This is a genomic window from Rhodovarius crocodyli, assembly GCF_004005855.1.
GTDB lineage: Bacteria > Pseudomonadota > Alphaproteobacteria > Acetobacterales > Acetobacteraceae > Rhodovarius > Rhodovarius crocodyli.
Map to the genome: position 1 here is coordinate 677554 of NZ_SACL01000001.1, position 18752 is coordinate 696305.

Sequence of the window (18752 nt, forward strand, 5' to 3'; positions counted from 1 at the left end):
GGCCCGCAGAGGGCGAGCTTGAGTAGGAATTTTAGGGTGGCCGACCTGTTTCACAACATCATGCGCGGAGGGTGCCTCTCGGCGCCGGACCAGAAGCCGCTGGCTCGCCCAGACGGCAAATGGAACTGCGGCGATCTGGACATGTTCATATCGCGCGATGGTACGTGGTTCTACAAAGGTTCGCCTATTGGGCGGAAAGAGCTGGTCTGCCTCTTCGCCTCAGTCCTCAAAAGAGAGGAAGACGGTTCCTATTGGCTGGAGACGCCGGTGGAACGCGGTCTTGTCAAGGTCGAGGACGCGCCGTTCGTAGCTGTCGAGTTGTTCTGGAAAATCGACAACGGCAAGCAGTCCCTGAGCTTCCGGACCAATCTGGATCAGATGGTCACGGCTGACAGCGATCATCCGATCACTGTGCATGTCTGCCCCATTTCTCGGGAACCGCGCCCCTATGTTACGGTTCGCCCCGGCTTGCAGGCAAAAATCAACCGCGCCGTGTTCTATGAATTGGTGGCGCTCGCCTGCACCGAGGACGTCAACGGGCGGACGATGCTGGGCGTCTGGAGCGAGGGCGTTTTCTTTCCGATCGATGACCTGCCAGGGGATGCTGCTTGATCCTCGACCCGGCCTCCCTGAGCCGCCTGCTGGAGCGGACCGCCTCGCCCGTCATTGAGCCGGCGTCGCCGCTCAAGCCGGCGGCGGTCCTTGTGCCTCTGGTCATGCATCCTGAGCCGACGGTGCTGCTGACCCTGCGGACCGCCACGCTTTCCAGCCACGCGGGGCAGGTCGCTTTCCCCGGCGGCCGGATAGAGCCCGGCGAAACGCCTGACGAGGCAGCCCTGCGAGAAGCCCAGGAGGAGATCGGGCTGCCGCCGGAACTGGTGCAGAAGATAGGCCACCTGCCCGAGCATGTGACAGGCACCGGGTATCTCGTCACGCCGATCGTCGGTCTTGTGAGGCCGGAATTCCAAGCCACCCCGGAGGTGGACGAAGTCGATGATATCTTCGAGGTCCCCCTCCGCATGATCCTGGACCCCGCCTCGCCGCGCCGCGAATCGCGGATGTGGTCGGGCCGCATGCGGGAATACTGGGTGTGGCCGCATGAGAAGCATTTCATCTGGGGCGCAACCGCCGCGATCCTGGTCAACCTCGCCACAGTCTTGCGGGGGGAGAATTGAGCCTTACCCCGCCGACGCACCTGATGGTGGTGCGCCAGGCCCTTGCTGCCTTGCCCGGCGCGCGCATCGTGGGGGGCGCGGTGCGCGACCATCTGGCCGGGCGCCCGGTCAACGACATCGATCTGAGCTCAGCTTACCCGCCTGAGATCGCCGCCTCCATGCTCCGTCGATCCGGCTTCAAGGTCTTCGAGACGGGCCTCGCCCACGGGACCATTACCGCGGTCAGGAACGGGTTGCCGCTGGAAGTGACCACCTTGCGGCGAGATGTCGAGGCAGACGGCCGGCACGCCGACGTCATCTGGACTGACAGCTGGCAAGAGGACGCGCTGCGCCGCGACTTCACCATCAACGCCATGAGCATGGACGTTCACGGCAACATCTACGACTATTTCGGCGGTATGGCGGACCTCCGGGACGGATGCGTCCGCTTCATTGCGAACGCCACGATGCGGATCAGGGAGGATTACCTCCGCTCACTCCGGTTCTTCCGGTTTTGGGCGAGATACGGCCGCGGCGCACCGGACAGCGAGGCCATTTCGGCCATCGCGGCCAATCTGGATGGGCTGCGCATCCTGTCGGTCGAGCGCATCTGGATGGAGCTGAAGCGGCTGCTGGAAGCCCCTGATCCCTGCGATGCCCTGGTCCAGATGCAGGGCTGCGGGCTCTGGACGGCGCTGTTTCCCGAGGCCACGCCGCTCAGGATCGACCTTCTCCGTCTGCTGGCGGCGCAGTCCTCGGCGAACGACGTGCTGCTGCGGCTGGCATCACTTCTGCCGGACGCAGGCGCCGCAAACACGCTCGCGACTCGGCTCAAGATGTCGGGGGATGAGGCGGCGCGGCTGCGCTTGCTGCTGAATGAGGCCTTGCCGGTCCCGGCGGAGGCCTCTGATCGGCGGGGAATGCGGCTGCTGCTCCTGGCCGCGGGGCGGCCCGGCGGTGACGCGCAACACGATGCGGCCGCCTGGCTGCGATTGCGTGAGGCGAGGGACGGCGTCTCCGCTTCCATTCGCGAGGCCTTGAGGGACATCCCGACACCTATCTTCCCCCTGCAGGGCCGAGACCTGATCGCGCTGGGCCATACACCCGGCCCGGAATTGGGTCGGAAGCTGCAATCCGTGAAAGACTGGTGGGTGTCCGACGGCGCGGCGGCCGATCGGGACGCATGCCTGCTGCGCCTTGCGGAACTCGCCAAGCCGGGCGGCGCCTGTTAGGCGGCTGACATGCAAGGCACCCTTCCGCTGCTCGGCCGGCTTTGGCGCGAGGTTCTCTCTCCCCTCCGGAGCCGGATCGCTCTGGCGATCCTGGCGACCCTGGGGCTGGCCGGCATCACGGCCTTGTATCCGGTCGTCATCCAGCAGGCCTTCGACCGCTTCACGGCGGGCGATGCCTCTGTGATCTGGGTTCTGCCCCCGACCATCATCGTCGTGACGAGCCTGCGCGGCGCATTTCTCTACCTGCAGCAGTATGTGCTGCATGGCACGGTCCTGCGGGCCATCGAAACGCTGCAGCGCAGGATGTTCTCGGCGCTGACGCGAGCGGATCTGAATGTCGTAGGGCGCTGGGCGCCCGCCCGGCAGGCATCCCGCTTCACCACCGATGCCACGGTCATTCGTGATGCCCTCTCCCGCGCCCTGAACGGCCTGGGCGACGTCTTCACCGTGATCGGACTGATCGGCTCCATGCTCTGGCTCGACTGGCAGCTGGCCGCCATGGCGGCCCTGCTCTACCCGATCGCCGCCTGGCCCATCGTCAATCTGGGCAAGCGCATCAGGCGCGCCAGCTCCGGCATGCAGGACAGGATCGGCGAGACGGCCGCACTGGTGACCGAAAGCTTCGCGGGCGCGCGGGTCGTGCGGGCCTATGGCCTCGAAAAGGTTGAGGAACAGCGCGCCTTCGGCGTTTTTGCCCAGTTGCGTGAATCGCTGTTCGCCATTGCCGTCACCCGCGCGCGGGTGGATCCCGTACTGGAAGCATTGGGCGGCCTTACCGTCGCTGCCGTGCTGGGCGTCGTGGGTTGGCGCGTGGCGGCAGGCTACGGGACGATCGGCGAGTTCACGGGCTTCGTCGCCGCCCTGTTGATCGCCTCGCGGCCCGTGCGCTCGCTGGGCGCGATGAATGCCGTGCTTCAGGAAGGGCTTGCCGGCCTCTCGCGGGTCTTTGCGGTGTGTGATGAGCCCCGCCGGATCAGCTCGGCGCCGGATGCGGCGGTTTTGGCCGAAGGGCCCGGCCGCGTGGAGTTCCGCAATGTCAGCTTCCGATACGCCGAATCGGAACCGCTGGCCCTGAAGGACATCTCCTTCGCAGCTGAACCCGGCAGCACCCTGGCCCTGGTCGGCCCTTCCGGCGCCGGCAAGTCCACGGCGCTGATGCTGCTGCCGCGCCTATTTGATGCCTCTGAAGGGCTGATCACCCTGGACGGGCAGGATGTGCGGAAGACGACGCTCGATAGCCTCCGCCTGTCCATCGCCTATGTCGGTCAGGATAGCCTGATCTTTGACGATACCGCCTCCGCCAACATCCTGTGCGGCCGGCCCGATGCCTCGGAGGCCGAGGTTATCGAGGCAGCCAGGGCGGCGCAGGCGCATGATTTCATCGCGGCACTGCCCGAGGGCTATCACACCCGCCTCGGATCTGGCGGCAGCCGGCTGTCGGGTGGTCAGCGCCAGCGGATCTCATTGGCCCGCGCCCTGCTGCGCAACCCGCGCGTCTTGCTGCTGGATGAAGCCACGAGCGCGCTTGATGCCGACAATGAGGCGGCGGTGCAGGAAGCCCTGAGCCGGCTGCGCCATAACCGCACCAGCCTGGTGATCGCTCATCGGCTTTCCACGGTGCAGAACGCCGACACCATTTTGGTGATGGAGGACGGCCGCATCGTCGAACGCGGGACACACCGCTCCCTGATCGAGCAGGACGGGGTTTATGCCCGCCTCGTGCGCGCCCAGACATTCGCCAGCTAAGACAGCTGCCGGCGCCTCATATTTCCGCATGGCAGCCACGCGCACGAAAAAAATTTCAGTACGGTGATAGGGCTGGACATTCCCTGATCCCAGTGTAGAAAGCGCCCCGGACGGGCGCTTAGCTCAGTTGGTAGAGCAGCTGACTCTTAATCAGCGGGTCCACGGTTCGAGCCCGTGAGCGCCCACCACTTCCGTTCACTTGATGACTTGTTCACTGTCATCCATGCGGGTTTTTCCGCGTGGTGGCGCAGGGGAGCCAGGATGATGTTGGCTGATCGGGAGAGTCTGCAACGTCAGTTGCATCAGCTTCGCAGCGAACATCGAGACCTGGACACCGTCATCACCCGTAGCGCCGATGGCGCCATGGACCAGTTGCACGTCCAGCGACTGAAGAAGCGCAAGCTGCGCCTCAAGGACGAAATCGCCTGGCTTGAGAGCCAGCTACTGCCGGATATCCCCGCGTGACATCAGAGACCAGCGCCGCAGCCCCGTTGGTGGGCATCATCATGGGCAGCACGTCAGACTGGCAGACCATGGAGCATGCGGCAGCTGTGCTCCAGCAACTCGACATCCCGCACGAAACCAAGGTGGTCTCGGCACACCGGACGCCGGATCGTCTGGTGAGCTACGCCAAGTCGGCGGCGGGGCGCGGGCTCAAGGTCGTCATCGCCGGCGCGGGCGGCGCGGCACATCTGCCCGGCATGGCCGCCAGCATGACGGCGCTGCCGGTGCTGGGGGTTCCTGTCGAATCCCATGCGCTGAAGGGCATGGATAGCCTTCTCTCCATCGTGCAGATGCCGGGCGGCATTCCTGTCGGCACGCTGGCCATCGGCAAGGCCGGCGCCATCAACGCCGCCCTGCTGGCCGCGGCCATTCTGGCGCTCTCCGATCCGGCGCTCGCGGAGCGCCTTGCGGCCTGGCGCACCCGGCAGACGGATGGCGTGGCCCATGACCCTCGGTAACGGCGCCCTTCCCCTCGGCTCCACGATCGGCATTTTGGGCGGGGGCCAGCTCGGCCGCATGTCTGCCATGGCGGCACAGCGGCTGGGCTATCGCACCCACATCTATTCCGTCGAGCAGGACTCGCCCGGCGCGCAGGTTGCGGCCCAGGTGACCTATGGCGCCTTCGACGATCTGGAGGCCGTGGCGCGCTTCGCCGCCCAGGCAGATGTGATCACCTTCGAGTTCGAGAACATTCCCGGCGCGACGCTCGATTTTCTGGCGACACAGCCGCACTGCCGCCCGCATGTCGGCGCCATCCAGATTTGCCAGGATCGCATCGCCGAGAAGCGCTGGATGGAAAAGTCGGCGGTTTCGGTTGCCAGATGGCTGGAGATCTCGTCGCTCGTCGATATCGACGCCGCATGCGAGAGCCTCGGCTTTCCCTTCGTGCTGAAGACCACCCGCATGGGCTACGACGGCAAGGGTCAGGCCGTGGCGCGAAACCGGGAGGACGCCGTCGCGGCGTTCCACGCCCTGGCGCCCCATCCGCTGATCGCAGAGGCCTTCGTACCGTTCGAGCGTGAGGTCTCCGTTGTCCTGGCGCGCGGCGTCGGCGGCGAGTTGGCGCTGTATGAGCCGGTCGAGAACGTTCATCAGCATCACATCCTGCACCAGTCCATTGTCCCCTCCCGGCTCTCGGCAGAGCAGAAGGACGTCTGTCTGGGCTATGCCGCCCGCCTTGCTCAGGCGCTGGACTTCGTGGGCGTGATGGCGCTCGAGATGTTCGTCCTGCCTGATGGCGGCATTGTCGGAAACGAAATAGCGCCGCGCCCGCACAACTCTGGGCACTGGACGATGGATGCCTGCGTATGCAGTCAATTCGATCAGCATATTCGCGCCGTAGCCGGATTGCCGCTCGGCGCTACTGAACGTCATTTCGATGTCGTGATGCACAATTTGGTGGGCCAGGAAGGCGCGGAGGCCTGGTCTGGCTTCGTTGCCGCACCGAATGTGGTCCCTCACTGGTATGGCAAGAACGATGTCCGAAAGGGCAGAAAACTTGGTCACGCCAATGAGTTGTGGGCCATGGGCACCATGCGCTAAGAAGGGTTCGCTACAGGGGCGTGACCGGCCCCTGTGGTGTTTTAGCCACAGTGTGTGGAAATGGTCTGCTTGGTAGTGCCCAAATGGGCGCTACCGCGTTATGTTTGACGAACGCAGTGATCGGCCCTTGCTACGTGGGGTGCTCGACACCGCGATCAGCTTGGGTTTGCATCGAGGAGAGATGACATGAGCCTCAAGAAGGCGCTTCTGGCCGCGACGGTGCTGTCGCTGCCGATCGCTGCGCAGGCGCAGCCGATCACCGGCCTGTATGTTGGTGCCGGCGCCGGCGTGAACTATCGCCAGGACAGCAACTTTGACCTGCGTGGCGCGGGCATCAACCTGCGTGACCGCTCCGAGACCCGCGTGGGTTGGGCCGGCGTGGGCAGCATCGGCTGGGGCTTCGGCAACGGCTTCCGCGCTGAGATCGAAGGCAACTACCGCTTCAACCAGGTCGACCACGCTTTCCGTGGCTCGCGTCTGAACGGCGGTGGCGTGCACCAGTACGGCGCGATGGTGAACGCGCTGTATGACTTCGACCTGTCCGGCTTCGGCGTGTCCCCGCGCACCTTCAGCCCGTACCTGGGCGTTGGCGTCGGCTACGTCTGGTCGCAGTACCGCAACGTGCGCGGCGCTGTGCCGGGTGCTTCCCTGCGCCTGAACGACACGGACGGCCAGTTCGCCTACCAGGGCATCGTCGGTGGCGCCTTCGGCCTGGGCGACGTCGTCCCCGGCCTGGCTCTGACCGTCGAGTACCGTTTCATGGGCACGCTTGAGCCCACGATCAACGGCACCCTGAACGGCCGTGCGGTTCGCGCCGAGGGCACGAACTACAACCACACCGGCCTGATCGGTCTGCGCTACGCCTTCAACGCGCCGCGCCCCGCTCCGGTGGTTGCTCCGGCTCCGGCTCCGGCCCCCGTGCAGCAGGTTGCTCGCACCTACCTCGTGTTCTTTGACTGGAACCGCGCTGATCTGACCGATCGCGCTCGCCAGATCATCGCCGAGGCCGCGACGGCCCGCACCACGGTGTCCTCGACCCGCATCGAAGTGTCCGGCCACGCCGACCGCTCCGGTACGCCGCAGTACAACCAGGCTCTGTCCATGCGTCGCGCCGAGGCGGTTGCCGCCGAGCTCGCTCGCCGTGGCGTGCCGCGCAGCGAGATGGTCATCCAGGCGTTCGGCGAGAGCCGCCCGCTGGTCCCGACCGCCGACGGCGTGCGTGAGCCCCAGAACCGCCGCGTTGAGATCGTCCTGCGCTAATCGGGACGAACTCTTCGACGAGTTCGAGAGGGGAGGCGAAAGCCTCCCCTTTTTTTGTGCCTAATGGCCGCGTTCCGCGCGGGTCTGCGCCAGGTCATCCTCACGAAAGGCCTGCAGGATCTCGGCGAGCCCGACCTGAGGCTGGAAGCCAAGCGCCAATGCGCGAGTAGCCGCGAATCGTGCGGGCCAGCCGCCGACAATCCCGGCGACGACCGGATCAGGCTCCGACTTCACCAATGCACGCTCGGCCGGCGAAAGCGCCGCCAGCATCTCACCCACCGTTACCGTGAGCCCCGGCGGGTTGATGCCGCGGTCCGTTCCCAAGGCGGATGTGTCCATTTCCGCTGCCTTGAGCAGCCAGCCAACCACGACGCGCGGCGAGCTGACCCACAGGGCGAACGCCTCATCCACCGGCAGGCTGGTTTCCAACCCCAACAGCGGCTCCCGCAGGATCGCCGACACAAAGCTCGATGCTGCCTTATTCGGTCGGCCCGGCCGGACGATCACGGTCGGCAGCCGGATATTCACCGCGTCCAGCATTCCCCGACGTGAGGCATCCTGCAGCATCAACTCTGCCGCGGCTTTCTCTGCGCCATAGCTGTTCAGCGGCATCTGGCGCGCATCGTCTGCCATGACGGTGCTCTGATCACCTGAGAAGCTGGCCACAGAGCTGGTGAAGACGATGCGGGGCGGGACTCCGCAGCGCCGCGCGACTTCGATGAGCGCCAGGCTTCCCTGAAGGTTGACCCTGACGCCGAGGTCGAAATCAGCCTCTGCCGCGGCGCTCACGACAGCAGCGAGTTGAAACACGACACGGGTTTCGGGCGGGATTGCCTCGCCCAAGGCCTGCGGGTCCGCCACGTCGCCCGTCAGGCAGCGAACTGGAAACGGTGCCTTCTCAGGTGCCGGGGGCGGCGCCATGTCGAACAATGTCAGGCTGGAAATCGTTTCGCCGGCGAGCGTTCCTGTCTCGCTCAGCCTGGCGGCCAGCTTGCGGCCCAGAAAGCCACCGCCGCCGAGTATGGTTATGTGCATCGATCCCCCTTTGCGCTTCCTGCCGCCACGCGCACCATGGCCGCATGATCGGACCCTATTCATACAGCCTCTTTCTCAACCCACGCCACGGCACACCCGGCGTCGTCGTCCTGCCCGATGGCGGTTGGCGGAGAGCAAAGGCCGAGATCACTTCCTGGCCCGGCTATGCGCCGACGCCTCTGCGTGAGCTGCCCGCCTCGCCCTTCGCGGCTCTGCACTACAAGGATGAGGGCGGCCGGTTCGGCCTCGGATCCTTCAAGGCGCTTGGCGGCGCCTACGCCGTGCTGCGGCTGGTCGTCAGTGAGCTCGCGAAGCAGGGCCGGCAGGTCACCGGTGCGGAACTGATGTCCCGTCGCGATGCCGGAGACATCACGGTGACATGCGCCACGGATGGCAATCATGGGCGCTCCGTTGCCTGGGGCGCGCAGAATATCGGGGCGCGCTGTGTGATCTATGTGCATGAGACCGTGAGCCAGGGGCGGCGTGATGCGATCGCTGCCTATGGCGCGGAGGTCCGTGAGGTGCCCGGAAATTACGACGATGCGGTCCGAGAAGCATCGCGTGCGGCCGCCGAGCACGGCTGGCACGTCGTCAGCGACACCTCCTGGCCCGGCTACACGGAGGTGCCTCGTGACGTCATGCAGGGCTACCGGCTGATGGCCGAGGAGGCGCTGACTGCGCTTCCGGCGCCGCCGACCCATGTTTTCGTCCAGGGTGGTGTGGGCGGCGTGGCAGCGGCGGTTTCCGTTCAGCTGCGCAGCATGGGCCTGGATGCGAAGCTGGTCGTCGTGGAACCGGATGAGGCGGCCTGCCTGCTCAAATCGGCCAAGGCTGGCGCACTTTCTGTCGTCGAGGGCGATCTGCCGACCCTGATGGCCGGCTTGGCCTGCGGAGAGCCGTCGTTGCTGGCATGGCAGGAACTGGAACGCGCCGCCTACGCCTTCATGGCGGTACCGGACGATGCGGCCGTCGAGGCCATGCGCGTCCTGGCCGGGCTGGGCGTCACGGCTGGTGAATCGGCGGTGGCCGGGCTCGTGGGCGCGTGGCTTGCCGCGCGTGACGGCGCGCTGGGCCTTGGGCCTGACAGCCATGTGCTCGTCTTCGGCACGGAGGGTGCGACGGACCCCGAGCTGTATGCCAAGTTGATCGGTACCGCTTCACCTGTCTGACATGAATATGTCATAGCTTCGCAATGCTGCGGGGCTATGGCCGCGCGGCCAACAATGTCGGGAGAGTTTTGATGAAGCGCCGCACCCTCGGCCTTGCCAGCGCAGGCATGGCCCTCAGCGCTCCTGCCCTCGCCCAGGGCGGTCCCATCGAGATCCAGTTCTGGCACGGGCTGGCCCAGCCGTTGGGCGGGCTTCTCGAAGCCATCTCCGCCGAATTCAATCAGAAGCAGCAGCGCTTCCGCATCGTGCCGAGCTTCCGCGGCGGCTATCCGGAAACCATGGTCGCGGCGATCGCGGCGTTCCGCGCGGGCACAGCCCCGCACATCGTGCAGATGTTCGAGGTCGGCACGGGCACGATGATGGCCGCCGGGCGCGCCATCAAGCCCGTGCATGAGCTGCTCTCTGAGACCGGGGTGAGCATCGACTTCGATGACTACCTGCCAGCCGTCAAAGGCTATTACAGCCTCTCCGACGGCCGCATGATGGGCATGCCGTTCAACAGCAGCACGGCCATCATGTTCTACAACAAGGATGCGTTCCGCCGCGCCGGCCTGAACCCTGATGTCGCTCCGGCCACCTGGGCGGAACTGCGTGAGGCCGCGCTGAAGCTCAAGGCCTCCGGGCATCAGATGCCGTTCACCTCCGCCTGGCCCACCTGGTGCCAGATCGAGCAGTTCAGCGCGATCCACAACATGCCGCTGGCGTCGCTGGACAATGGTTTCGGCGGCCTCGGCACCCAGCTGCAGATCAACAATCCGCGCATGACCCAGCAGCTCGCGATGCTGATGGAAATGGGCCGTGAAGGCGGATTCCGCTGGGGTGGCCGCGATTCCGCCGGTGATGGCGTGTTCGCCTCGGGCCAGGCAGCGATCGTCCATGCCAGCTCCGGCGCGCGGGCCCGCTTCCTTCGCGAAGTTCCCGGCGGTGCGGCGAATGTCGGCGCGGCCATGCTGCCCTATCACCCCGACGTGCAGGGCGCGCCCTATAATAGCATCATCGGCGGCGCGGCCTTCTGGGCCATGAACCGGGGCCCGAACGCGCGCCGCAGCGCGGATGAGAACCGCGGCATCGCGGAGTTCTTCGCACATCTGGCCAGCACCGATGTCGCGGCCAAGTGGCACACCGATACGGGCTTCCTGCCGGTGACGAAGAAGGCCTTCGAACAGGTTCGTGCCAGCGGCTTCTACACGCAGAACCCCGGTGCCGACATTCCGATCCAGCAGCTTCTGCGGGGCGGCGGGCAGATGACGGGCAACACCCGCGGCATCCGCCTCGGCGGCTTCGTCGAAATCCGCGTGATCATGCAGGAGGAAATGGAGCGCGCCCTGCAGGGTCAGCAGACGGCCGAGGCGGCGCTGAACAACACCGTGACGCGCGGCAACGTGGTGCTGCGCAACTTCGAGCGGGCGAATCGCGGCTGATGAGCCAATCCGCCATCTTCAAGGGGGTGGTGGTTCCCTACCTGCTCCTCGCGCCTCAGCTGCTGGTCACGGCCGTGTTTTTCTTCTGGCCGGCCGCCCAGGCCATCTGGCAGTCGCTGCTGCGCGAGGATGCCTTCGGGCTCAACAGCGATTTCGTCTGGTTCGAAAACTTCGTCGAGGTCCTGACCGACCCGACCTGGCTGGACGCGGCCCTCAGGACTGCACTGTTTTCCGTCTCGGTTGCCACTCTGGCCCTGGGCTCGGCCCTGTTCCTGGCCGTCCAGGCCGACCGGAACATACGCGGCGCGACGACCTACAAGACCCTGCTGATATGGCCATATGCGGTGGCGCCCGCCGTTGCGGCGGTGCTGTGGCTGTTCATGTTTCATCCGAACATCGGCGTGTTCGGGCGTGCATTGAACGCGCTTGGCATTACCTGGGATTATCGACTGAACGGCGCCCAGGCGATGACGCTGGTGATCTTCGCCAGCGCCTGGAAGCAGGTCAGCTACAATTTCATCTTCTTTCTCGCCGGGCTTCAGGCCATCCCGAAATCAGTACTCGAGGCAGCGGCCATCGACGGCGCCAGCCCACGCTACCGCTTCTGGACCGTGGTGTTTCCCCTGCTGTCACCCACGGCCTTCTTCCTGCTGGTCGTGAATCTGACCTATGCCTTCTTCGAGACCTTCGGCGTCATTCACAGCCTGACTCAGGGCGGCCCCGGCAAGTCGACCGAAACGCTCATCTACCGCGCCTATTCCGATGGCGTGATGAACCTCAACCTCGGGACCTCGGCGGCGCAGAGCGTCATCCTGATGCTGCTGGTCATCGCCCTCACCTTCGTGCAGTTCCGCTTCGTCGAACGTCGGGTCCATTACTGATGCGGGCACGGAACATCTGGCCGCATGTCTGGCTCGTGCTGGGGGTGCTGATCTTCAGCTTCCCCATCTACATCACCCTCATCGGCTCGACCCATGATGCCTCGACCATAGGTCGTGGTGACGTGCCGCTCCTGCCGGGGCCTCACGCGTTGGAGAACTACGCGCAGGCGTGGGGCTCAGGCGGTGGGCGTTACATGGGAACGCCTGCTGTCCAGATGCTGGCCAACTCGTTGGCCATGGCGCTGTTGATCGCGGCGGGCAAGATCGTGATCTCGCTGCTCTCTGCCTTCGCCGTGGTGTTCTTCCGCTTCCCTGGCAGGATGATCTGCTTCTGGGCGATCTTCATCACCCTGATGCTGCCGGTGGAGGTGCGGATCATCCCGACCTTTGAGGTCATGGTGAACCTGTCGCTCGTGAACACGATGGCCGGCCTCGTCATCCCGCTTATTGCCTCGGCAACGGCCACCCTGCTGTTCCGGCAGTTTTTCATGACCATCCCGCCCGAGTTCGTGGAGGCCGCGAAGATCGACGGCGCCGGGCCGATGCGCTTCTTCAAGGACGTCGTGCTGCCGCTGTCGATCACCAACATCGCGGCGCTGTTCGTCATCCTCTTCATCTATGGCTGGAACCAGTATCTCTGGCCGCTGCTGATCATCAACGATCGGGGGCTGGAGACGATCATCGTCGGCCTGACGAAGATGATCGGCGGCGGTGATTCGCAGAATGAGTGGAACGTCATCATGGCGACCGCCGTGATGGCCCTGTTGCCGCCCGTGGGCGTGGTGCTGTTGATGCAGCGCTGGTTCATCAAGGGGTTGGTGGAGACGGAGAAGTAGATGGCCACCCTGAACCTGCGCGGCATCAAGAAGCGCTTCGGTGACACGCAGGTGCTGCACGGTATCGACCTGGACGTCGCGGACGGCGAGATGATCGTCATCGTCGGCGCTTCCGGCTGCGGCAAGTCGACGCTGCTGCGCATCGTCTCGGGCCTGGAAAGCGCCACCGAGGGCCAGATCCTGATCGGCGGCCGGGATGTGACGGCGCTGGAACCCGCCGAACGCGACATCGCCATGGTGTTCCAGAACTACGCGCTCTACCCCCACATGAGCGTCTTTCAGAACATGGCCTATGGCCTGAAGATCCGCGGCCTGCCGAAGGCGGAAATCGAGAGCCGCGTCGCCGAGGCCGCCAAGCTGCTCGACATCGGCCATCTGCTGGACCGCAAGCCCAGGCAGCTCTCCGGCGGTCAGCGCCAGCGCGTGGCGATGGGCCGGGCGATCGTGCGGGAACCGCACCTGTTCCTGTTCGACGAGCCGCTCTCCAACCTCGATGCCAAGCTGCGCGTGACCATGCGCGCTGAGATCCGCCGCCTGCAGCGCCGCCTGGCCGTCACATCCCTTTTCGTCACGCATGACCAGGTGGAGGCGATGACGCTGGGCGACCGGCTGGTCGTCATGCACCAGGGGCGGGCCGCCCAGGTCGCCAGCCCGATGGAGGTCTGGTCCAAGCCCGCCGACACCTATGTCGCGGGCTTCATCGGCAGCCCTTCGATGAACTTCCTGCCGGCGACGATGGAACAGGATGGCGTCGTCCTGCTCGACAGCGGTGAGCGGCTGACATTGGTGACGCCCATTCCGGGCTCTACCGGTCGCGCGGTCACGCTCGGCATCAGACCCGAGCACCTTTCACCCGCCGAGGCCGGGCTCGCGCTCCGGGTGGAGCTGCTGGAACCTCTCGGCAGCGAGACCGTCGTGCACGGCCGCATGCCCGATGGCACGGCGCTCACGGCAAAGCTGCCCGGCATGGTTCCGGAAGGCACCGACCTGCTGCTGCGCCCTGACTCCGCCTGGCTGCATGTATTCGACCGCGAGACAGGCCGGCGCATTTCCGCTTGATGGTTCCGCGCCGCACGGACCATGCTCCTCGGAAATAAACCGGGAGCAATGTCCATGCAGCGTCGTTCACTCTTGGCCGGGCTGTGCGCGGGTGCCGCCACGGCGGCAAATGCCCAGAATGCCGATACTGACTGGCCGCAGGCGCCTGTGCGCCTCGTCGTTCCCTTTGCCGCCGGCGGCCCGACGGACATTCCGGCGCGCCTGCTGGCCGACGAGATGTCCCGCCTGCTTCCGCAGCGCGTCGTGGTGGAGAACCGCACCGGCTCCGGCGTTCTGATCGGGACGGACATGGTCGCCAAGGCGCCGAAGGATGGGCAGACGCTGCTGTACACGACGGTCGGGCATGCCGTGCTCCGCGCGATGTTCGACCGGCTGCCCTTTGATCCCGTGGCGGATTTCTCCCCGGTGGCCCTGGTCGGTCAGGTGCCGTTGGTCGCCTTGGTGAACAAGGATTTCCCGGTCAGGGACTTCCGCGAGTTCATCGCCCTGGTCCGCGCCAATCCGGGGCGATACGACTACGCTTCCTCGGGCAATGGCGGGGCCGTCCATCTCGGCACGGAGCTGTTTCTGCACCAGGCCGGCGGGCTGCGGATGAACCACATCGCGTTCCGCGGCTCCGCCCCCGCGATGCCGGAAATCCTGTCCGGCCGCATTCCGCTGATCCTGGACGTGGCCGCGACGGCGCTGCCTTATGCGGCCCGCGGTGAGGTCAGGGCCCTGGCGATCTCGACGCCGCAGCGCAGCCCCCTGGCGCCGGATATCCCTACCTTCCAGGAATCAGGGGTGGCCGGATACGAGGCCTATACATGGCACATGGTGATGGCGCCCGCCGGCACCCCCGCGAGGACCATTCTGGCGGCAAATGCCGCCGTGAACCGTGCAGTGGCAAATCCGGCCGTCACAAACCGAATGACGGAGCTGGCCATCCAGGTGGTCCGGGGATCGACACCGGAATCCTCCTCGGATTTTCTGGCACGGGAAATCGCCAAGTGGGAGCCGATCGTCCGCGCCGCCGGCATCAGGGCGGGCTGAGCCGCCCGTCTTCCCAGCGCGCCAGCACGGGCTTGGCGCGGGTATTCTGCTGGCGGCTGTCGAAGCCGATGCCCCAGCCATTCGGCAGCGCCCCCGGCCGCTCATCCAGGGCCGCGACAGCCGAGCGCGGGTCGGCCGCGCGCAGCGCGGTCAAAATGGGCTGCGCCAGGCTGAAAGCGGCGAATGAATGCCCCGATCGCGGCGCGGCGCCGTACCGCCGGCGATAGCTGTCCACGAAGGGATGCGCCGCCGGCGTGGGCGGCACATCAACCACCCAGCAGCCGTCATGGCCCTCTCCGGCGGCGCGCGCGGCGTCTTCGACCGCATGCGCTCCGCCGAGACCGACGACGATGCGCGGGCGCCAGCTGGCCTCCCGAAACACGCGGAACAGCGCGGCTATGTCGCCCTCCTGCCCGGTGTGAAACAGCACCTCCGCTCCCGACGCACGCAATCGCTGGACAGCGCCGCCCATCTCGGCCGCCGGGGCCGCGAAACGGAAATCCAGGCCCATGCCGGCCGATTCCAGCGAGGCCTGCAAGGCGTCGGCGATGCTCTCAGCGGACCCGCCGCCATCACTCAGCATCGCGATCTTCAGGCCTCTGGACTGGCGCGCCAGGGGTCCCTGCAGCGCCTCAAGACCCGCCAGGCCGATATCGCGCGCCGGCACGCCAAGGCGCCAGACATGCCGCAATCCACGATCCGTGATCGCATTGGCGGTGGCATTCAGCTCAAAGAACATGATGCCGGCAGCGTCCGCAGCCTGGCTCGCAGCCAGGGCGAGGGCGGAGGAGACGGAGCCGAATATGGCCACCGGCTTCTCCGCCCCCTGCATCCTTCGGATCTCCGCAACCGCTTGTGCGGGGTCGGGACTGTCCAGGCGCAGGAAACGAAGCGGTGCCTCGGCTGCCTGGGCCGCCAGTTCCAGCCCTCGCCAGGTCTCGTCCCCCAGCAGCGCGAAGGGGCCCGACAAGGGAAGAACGGCGGCGAGGCGCAACTCTGCCTGGCGCGGGGTTTCCGCCTGTGCCCTGAAGAAGTCGAAGGCACGGGTTTCACCCTGGGCGTGCACGGGTACGCTGCGCACCACGGCGGGCACGCTCAACAGCGCAATGACATGACGGCGACTGGGGCGGGACATCTGTGGCGCCAGCATCGCAACCCGCGCCGAGTGCGACAAGGCACGGCTTGACGATATCGGCGCCGAAGGGCGAGGTGTGGGTGAGAATCCCGGAGGGACAAGCCATGTCGAGCACCCACACCGCCCTTCCGGCGGAGATGACCTACATCACCCATGGCTCCGGCGGTGAGCCCGAAGTGCTGGTTCCTGCCCACGGGCCCCTGCCGACCCCCAAGCCCGATGAGGTTCTCATCCGCGTGGAAGCCGTGGGCGTGAACCGCCCGGACGTGCAGCAGCGCAAGGGTCTCTATCCGCCTCCGCCGGGCGCCAGCCCGGTGCTCGGCCTGGAATGCGCCGGCACGGTCGTCGAGGTCGGCCCCAATGCCGGCGAGTGGAAGGTGGGCGACAAGGTCTGCGCGCTGACCAATGGCGGCGCCTATGCCCAGTATTGCACCGCCCCCGGCACCCAATGCCTGCCCTGGCCCAAGGGCTATGACGCTGTCCGCGCGGCCGCCCTGCCGGAAACCTTCTTCACCGTCTGGGCCAACCTGTTCGGCCACGGCAAGCTGAAGCAGGGCGAGACGGTGCTGGTGCATGGCGGCACTTCCGGCATCGGCACCACGGCCATCATGCTGGCCAAGGCCTTCGGCGCGCGGGTTTTCGCGACCGCCGGCTCCGCCGAGAAATGCGCGGAATGCCTGAAGCTCGGCGCCGACGCCGCCATCAATTACCGTGAGCAGGATTTCGTCGCCGAGGTGAAGGCCCTGACCGAAGGCAGGCTGTGCGACGTCATTCTGGATATGGTCGGCGCGGACTATTTCGCCCGGAACCTGCGCTGCCTCGGCACCGACGGACGGCTTGTGATCATCGCCTTCCTGGGCGGTGAGATCGCCGAGAAGGTGGATCTTCGTCCCATCATGCTGCGTCGGCTGACCGTGACCGGCAGCACGATGCGCCCCCGCACCACGGCGCAGAAGGGCCGCATCGCGATGGATCTGGCCGAGGAAGTCTGGCCGCGCCTGGATGCGGGCGACCTGGCACCTGTGATTCACACCGTGCTGCCGCTGGAACGCGCGGCAGAGGCCCACGCCCTGATGGAAAGCAGCGCCCATGTCGGCAAGATCATGCTGACCGTGGCGTGAACCAGGCCAAGGGGCTCCGGCTTCTCCTGATCTCGGTGCTGCTGTTCGGCGGCGTGTGGCCCATCTCCAAGCACGCGCTGATGCATGATGCGACGCCGGTGTGGTTCGCCACGTCGCGTGCGGGTCTGGCGGCCTTGGCCAGCAGCCTGTTCCTGCTGGCGATGGGTCGCTTCCGGCTGCCCGCGCGCGGCGACTGGCCGGCCATTCTGTCGATCGCCACCTTCCAGCTGGCGGGCTTCTTCCTGGCCTCTCACATCGCCTTGCCGATGGTGGGTGCCGCCCGCACCGCGGTGCTGGGCAACGTCACGCTCATGTGGCTGGTGCCGATGTCCATGCTGGTGCTGGGGGAAAAGGTCTCACCCAGGCGATGGGTCGCGGTCGGGCTGGCTGCGCTTGGGGTGTTCGTCATGCTGAACCCCTGGACGATGGATACGTCGGCCCCCGGCATGCTGGCCGGGCACCTCTGGCTGCTCGCGGCATCGCTGTCCTGGTCCTTCGCCATTCTCATGACGCGTCGTTTTCCGCCCGTCTCACCGATGATGCGGCTGCTGCCCTTCTGCTTTGCGCTGGCCGGCAGCATGTTGCTGCTGGCGGCCACGATACGTGAGCCGCAGGGGGGCATCGGTTCGGGCGCGCTGTGGCATGCGGCTTTTGTGGGTCTGATCGCGGCCCCGGTCGGCACCTGGGCCGTGATCGAGAGCGGAAGGCTGCTCAACGCCGTCACGGCATCGGTCGGCTTCCTGCTCGTGCCGGTTTTGGGGCTTGGCCTGTCAGCCTTCTGGTTGCATGAGCCGATGGGATGGGACCTGATGCTCGGAGGGGCCCTGATCGTGGCAAGCGTGGTGGTGGCGGCTAAGGGATGATCCTCAACTCGATCGAGACGGGCGCGGGCGCGCCGCTGGTTCTGCTGCACGGGCTGTTCGGCGCTGCGCAGAATTGGGGCGGCCTCGCGAAGCGGCTGGGCCAGCGTTACCGCGTCCTGGCCTTCGACGCGCGCAACCATGGCTCCAGCCCCCACGCCGAAGGCATGGACTATCGGGATCTGGCGGCCGATGTGGCGGAAACCATGGCGGCTCATGGGGTGGAAAAGGCGCGGGTCGTCGGCCACTCGATGGGCGGCAAGATCGCGATGATGTTGGCGCTGACGCGCCCCGAGGTGGTCGAGCGCCTGGTGGTGGCCGATATCGCGCCCGCCCAGTATCGCGCCGACAGCCGCGAATACGTCGCCGCCATGCAGGCGATGGAACTGAGCACCGGCATGACCAGGCGCGAGGCCGCGGCCCAGCTGACCGCCGCCGTGCCGGAGGAAGGGGTGCGCGCCTTCCTGGTGCAGAACCTGACCTTCGATGGCGGCCAGCCTCGCTGGCGAGTGGGCCTCGACCACATCGCGACCGGCATGCCGCAGATCGAAGCCTTTAACGCGCCCGAGGGCGCCCGCTATACCGGCCCAACCCTGTTCATCCGCGGCACCCGCAGCCCCTATGTGCGCGAGAAGCACATGGACCGCATCGCGGAACTGTTCCCTTTCGTCCGGCATGAGAGCCTGGACACCGGCCACTGGGTACACGCAGAGGACCCGAACGGGTTCCTGGCCCTGGTGGATTCCTTCCTGAGCTGAAAGCACC

At 66.4% G+C, this 18752-nt stretch carries 19 protein-coding genes and 1 tRNA gene; 18 read left to right on the forward strand and 2 right to left on the reverse strand.

Translation table 11 applies throughout. From position 1 onward, the window contains the following. The first annotated feature begins 36 nt into the window (after positions 1 to 36). The 9 genes from EOD42_RS03240 (at position 37) to EOD42_RS03280 (ending at position 7438) form a co-directional block, all read left to right on the forward strand. Complete coding sequence (locus EOD42_RS03240; protein WP_240654842.1) at positions 37 to 612, forward strand: DUF1285 domain-containing protein; 576 nt, start codon at positions 37 to 39, stop codon at positions 610 to 612. Beyond that, positions 609 to 1175, forward strand: a complete 567-nt coding sequence (locus EOD42_RS03245; protein WP_127785849.1) for a CoA pyrophosphatase — start codon at positions 609 to 611, stop codon at positions 1173 to 1175. The genes EOD42_RS03240 and EOD42_RS03245 overlap by 4 nt, the downstream gene beginning before the upstream one ends. After that, positions 1172 to 2386, forward strand: a complete 1215-nt coding sequence (locus EOD42_RS03250) for a CCA tRNA nucleotidyltransferase (protein WP_127785851.1) — start codon at positions 1172 to 1174, stop codon at positions 2384 to 2386. Before EOD42_RS03245 ends, EOD42_RS03250 begins: the two co-directional genes overlap by 4 nt. Before the next feature lie 9 nt (positions 2387 to 2395). Beyond that, complete coding sequence (locus EOD42_RS03255) at positions 2396 to 4132, forward strand: ABC transporter ATP-binding protein (RefSeq protein WP_127785853.1); 1737 nt, start codon at positions 2396 to 2398, stop codon at positions 4130 to 4132. 112 nt (positions 4133 to 4244) lie between these two features. Then, positions 4245 to 4320 (forward strand) — tRNA-Lys (locus EOD42_RS03260). 76 nt (positions 4321 to 4396) lie between these two features. Further along, the gene (locus EOD42_RS03265; protein ID WP_127786563.1) at positions 4397 to 4597 is read left to right on the forward strand and encodes a YdcH family protein; all 201 of its coding nucleotides are present in this window, start codon (positions 4397 to 4399) and stop codon (positions 4595 to 4597) included. A gap of 41 nt (positions 4598 to 4638) precedes the next feature. Then, a complete protein-coding gene (purE, locus tag EOD42_RS03270; protein WP_127786564.1) occupies positions 4639 to 5094 on the forward strand; it encodes a 5-(carboxyamino)imidazole ribonucleotide mutase in 456 nt (151 codons plus the stop codon). Continuing rightward, a complete protein-coding gene (locus EOD42_RS03275; protein ID WP_127785855.1) occupies positions 5081 to 6178 on the forward strand; it encodes a 5-(carboxyamino)imidazole ribonucleotide synthase in 1098 nt (365 codons plus the stop codon). The genes purE and EOD42_RS03275 overlap by 14 nt, the downstream gene beginning before the upstream one ends. A 186-nt stretch (positions 6179 to 6364) precedes the next feature. After that, a complete protein-coding gene (locus tag EOD42_RS03280; protein ID WP_127785857.1) occupies positions 6365 to 7438 on the forward strand; it encodes an OmpA family protein in 1074 nt (357 codons plus the stop codon). 60 nt (positions 7439 to 7498) lie between these two features. On the opposite strand, the gene denD is transcribed toward EOD42_RS03280, so the two are convergent. Further along, entirely contained in the window at positions 7499 to 8473 is a 975-nt protein-coding gene (gene denD, locus EOD42_RS03285) for a D-erythronate dehydrogenase (protein WP_127785859.1), read from the reverse strand. A gap of 44 nt (positions 8474 to 8517) precedes the next feature. Here denD and EOD42_RS03290 point away from each other — a divergent pair, with 44 nt between their 5' ends. The 6 genes from EOD42_RS03290 (at position 8518) to EOD42_RS03315 (ending at position 14871) form a co-directional block, all read left to right on the forward strand. Beyond that, complete coding sequence (locus EOD42_RS03290; RefSeq protein WP_127785861.1) at positions 8518 to 9642, forward strand: diaminopropionate ammonia-lyase; 1125 nt, start codon at positions 8518 to 8520, stop codon at positions 9640 to 9642. Between the two features lie 71 nt (positions 9643 to 9713). Next, positions 9714 to 11063: a sn-glycerol-3-phosphate ABC transporter substrate-binding protein UgpB gene (gene ugpB, locus EOD42_RS03295; protein WP_127785863.1), complete on the forward strand. Its 1350-nt coding sequence runs from the start codon at positions 9714 to 9716 to the stop codon at positions 11061 to 11063. Further along, positions 11063 to 11944 carry a sn-glycerol-3-phosphate ABC transporter permease UgpA gene (gene ugpA, locus EOD42_RS03300; RefSeq protein ID WP_127785865.1) on the forward strand — a complete coding sequence of 294 codons (882 nt, stop codon included), beginning with the start codon at positions 11063 to 11065 and terminating at the stop codon, positions 11942 to 11944. The genes ugpB and ugpA overlap by 1 nt, the downstream gene beginning before the upstream one ends. Positions 11945 to 11979: 35 nt before the next feature. Then, entirely contained in the window at positions 11980 to 12780 is an 801-nt protein-coding gene (gene ugpE, locus EOD42_RS03305; protein ID WP_456307923.1) for a sn-glycerol-3-phosphate ABC transporter permease UgpE, read from the forward strand. Next, positions 12781 to 13839: an ABC transporter ATP-binding protein gene (locus tag EOD42_RS03310; protein WP_127785869.1), complete on the forward strand. Its 1059-nt coding sequence runs from the start codon at positions 12781 to 12783 to the stop codon at positions 13837 to 13839. A 54-nt stretch (positions 13840 to 13893) separates the two neighbouring features. Further along, positions 13894 to 14871: a Bug family tripartite tricarboxylate transporter substrate binding protein gene (locus tag EOD42_RS03315; RefSeq protein WP_127785871.1), complete on the forward strand. Its 978-nt coding sequence runs from the start codon at positions 13894 to 13896 to the stop codon at positions 14869 to 14871. On the opposite strand, the gene EOD42_RS03320 is transcribed toward EOD42_RS03315, so the two are convergent. Next, positions 14858 to 15964 carry an ABC transporter substrate-binding protein gene (locus tag EOD42_RS03320; protein WP_240654945.1) on the reverse strand — a complete coding sequence of 369 codons (1107 nt, stop codon included), beginning with the start codon at positions 15962 to 15964 and terminating at the stop codon, positions 14858 to 14860. The two genes, EOD42_RS03315 and EOD42_RS03320, sit on opposite strands and share 14 nt — an antisense overlap. Positions 15965 to 16110: 146 nt before the next feature. Here EOD42_RS03320 and EOD42_RS03325 point away from each other — a divergent pair, with 146 nt between their 5' ends. From EOD42_RS03325 to EOD42_RS03335, 3 genes are read left to right on the forward strand one after another with little or no spacing between them, the layout of a single operon-like run. Then, positions 16111 to 17127, forward strand: coding sequence for an NAD(P)H-quinone oxidoreductase (locus EOD42_RS03325; protein WP_127785875.1), 1017 nt, complete (start codon positions 16111 to 16113; stop codon positions 17125 to 17127). After that, positions 17124 to 17990, forward strand: a complete 867-nt coding sequence (locus tag EOD42_RS03330) for a DMT family transporter (RefSeq protein ID WP_240654844.1) — start codon at positions 17124 to 17126, stop codon at positions 17988 to 17990. The genes EOD42_RS03325 and EOD42_RS03330 overlap by 4 nt, the downstream gene beginning before the upstream one ends. After that, entirely contained in the window at positions 17987 to 18745 is a 759-nt protein-coding gene (locus tag EOD42_RS03335; RefSeq protein WP_127785877.1) for an alpha/beta fold hydrolase, read from the forward strand. The genes EOD42_RS03330 and EOD42_RS03335 overlap by 4 nt, the downstream gene beginning before the upstream one ends. Positions 18746 to 18752 lie beyond the last annotated feature (7 nt).

Bases quoted from the DNA above. Each gene is read 5' to 3' on its own strand.
- EOD42_RS03275 (WP_127785855.1), top strand. From the start codon at position 5,081: ATGACCCTCGGTAACGGCGCCCTTCCCCTCGGCTCCACGATCGGCATT.
- purE (WP_127786564.1), top strand. From the start codon at position 4,639: ATGGGCAGCACGTCAGACTGGCAGACCATGGAGCATGCGGCAGCTGTG.
- EOD42_RS03310 (WP_127785869.1), top strand. From the start codon at position 12,781: ATGGCCACCCTGAACCTGCGCGGCATCAAGAAGCGCTTCGGTGACACG.
- ugpA (WP_127785865.1), top strand. From the start codon at position 11,063: ATGAGCCAATCCGCCATCTTCAAGGGGGTGGTGGTTCCCTACCTGCTC.
- EOD42_RS03315 (WP_127785871.1), top strand. From the start codon at position 13,894: ATGCAGCGTCGTTCACTCTTGGCCGGGCTGTGCGCGGGTGCCGCCACG.
- EOD42_RS03290 (WP_127785861.1), top strand. From the start codon at position 8,518: ATGATCGGACCCTATTCATACAGCCTCTTTCTCAACCCACGCCACGGC.
- EOD42_RS03325 (WP_127785875.1), top strand. From the start codon at position 16,111: ATGTCGAGCACCCACACCGCCCTTCCGGCGGAGATGACCTACATCACC.
- EOD42_RS03335 (WP_127785877.1), top strand. From the start codon at position 17,987: ATGATCCTCAACTCGATCGAGACGGGCGCGGGCGCGCCGCTGGTTCTG.
- EOD42_RS03265 (WP_127786563.1), top strand. From the start codon at position 4,397: ATGTTGGCTGATCGGGAGAGTCTGCAACGTCAGTTGCATCAGCTTCGC.
- ugpB (WP_127785863.1), top strand. From the start codon at position 9,714: ATGAAGCGCCGCACCCTCGGCCTTGCCAGCGCAGGCATGGCCCTCAGC.
- denD (WP_127785859.1), bottom strand. From the start codon at position 8,473: ATGCACATAACCATACTCGGCGGCGGTGGCTTTCTGGGCCGCAAGCTG.
- EOD42_RS03280 (WP_127785857.1), top strand. From the start codon at position 6,365: ATGAGCCTCAAGAAGGCGCTTCTGGCCGCGACGGTGCTGTCGCTGCCG.
- EOD42_RS03255 (WP_127785853.1), top strand. From the start codon at position 2,396: ATGCAAGGCACCCTTCCGCTGCTCGGCCGGCTTTGGCGCGAGGTTCTC.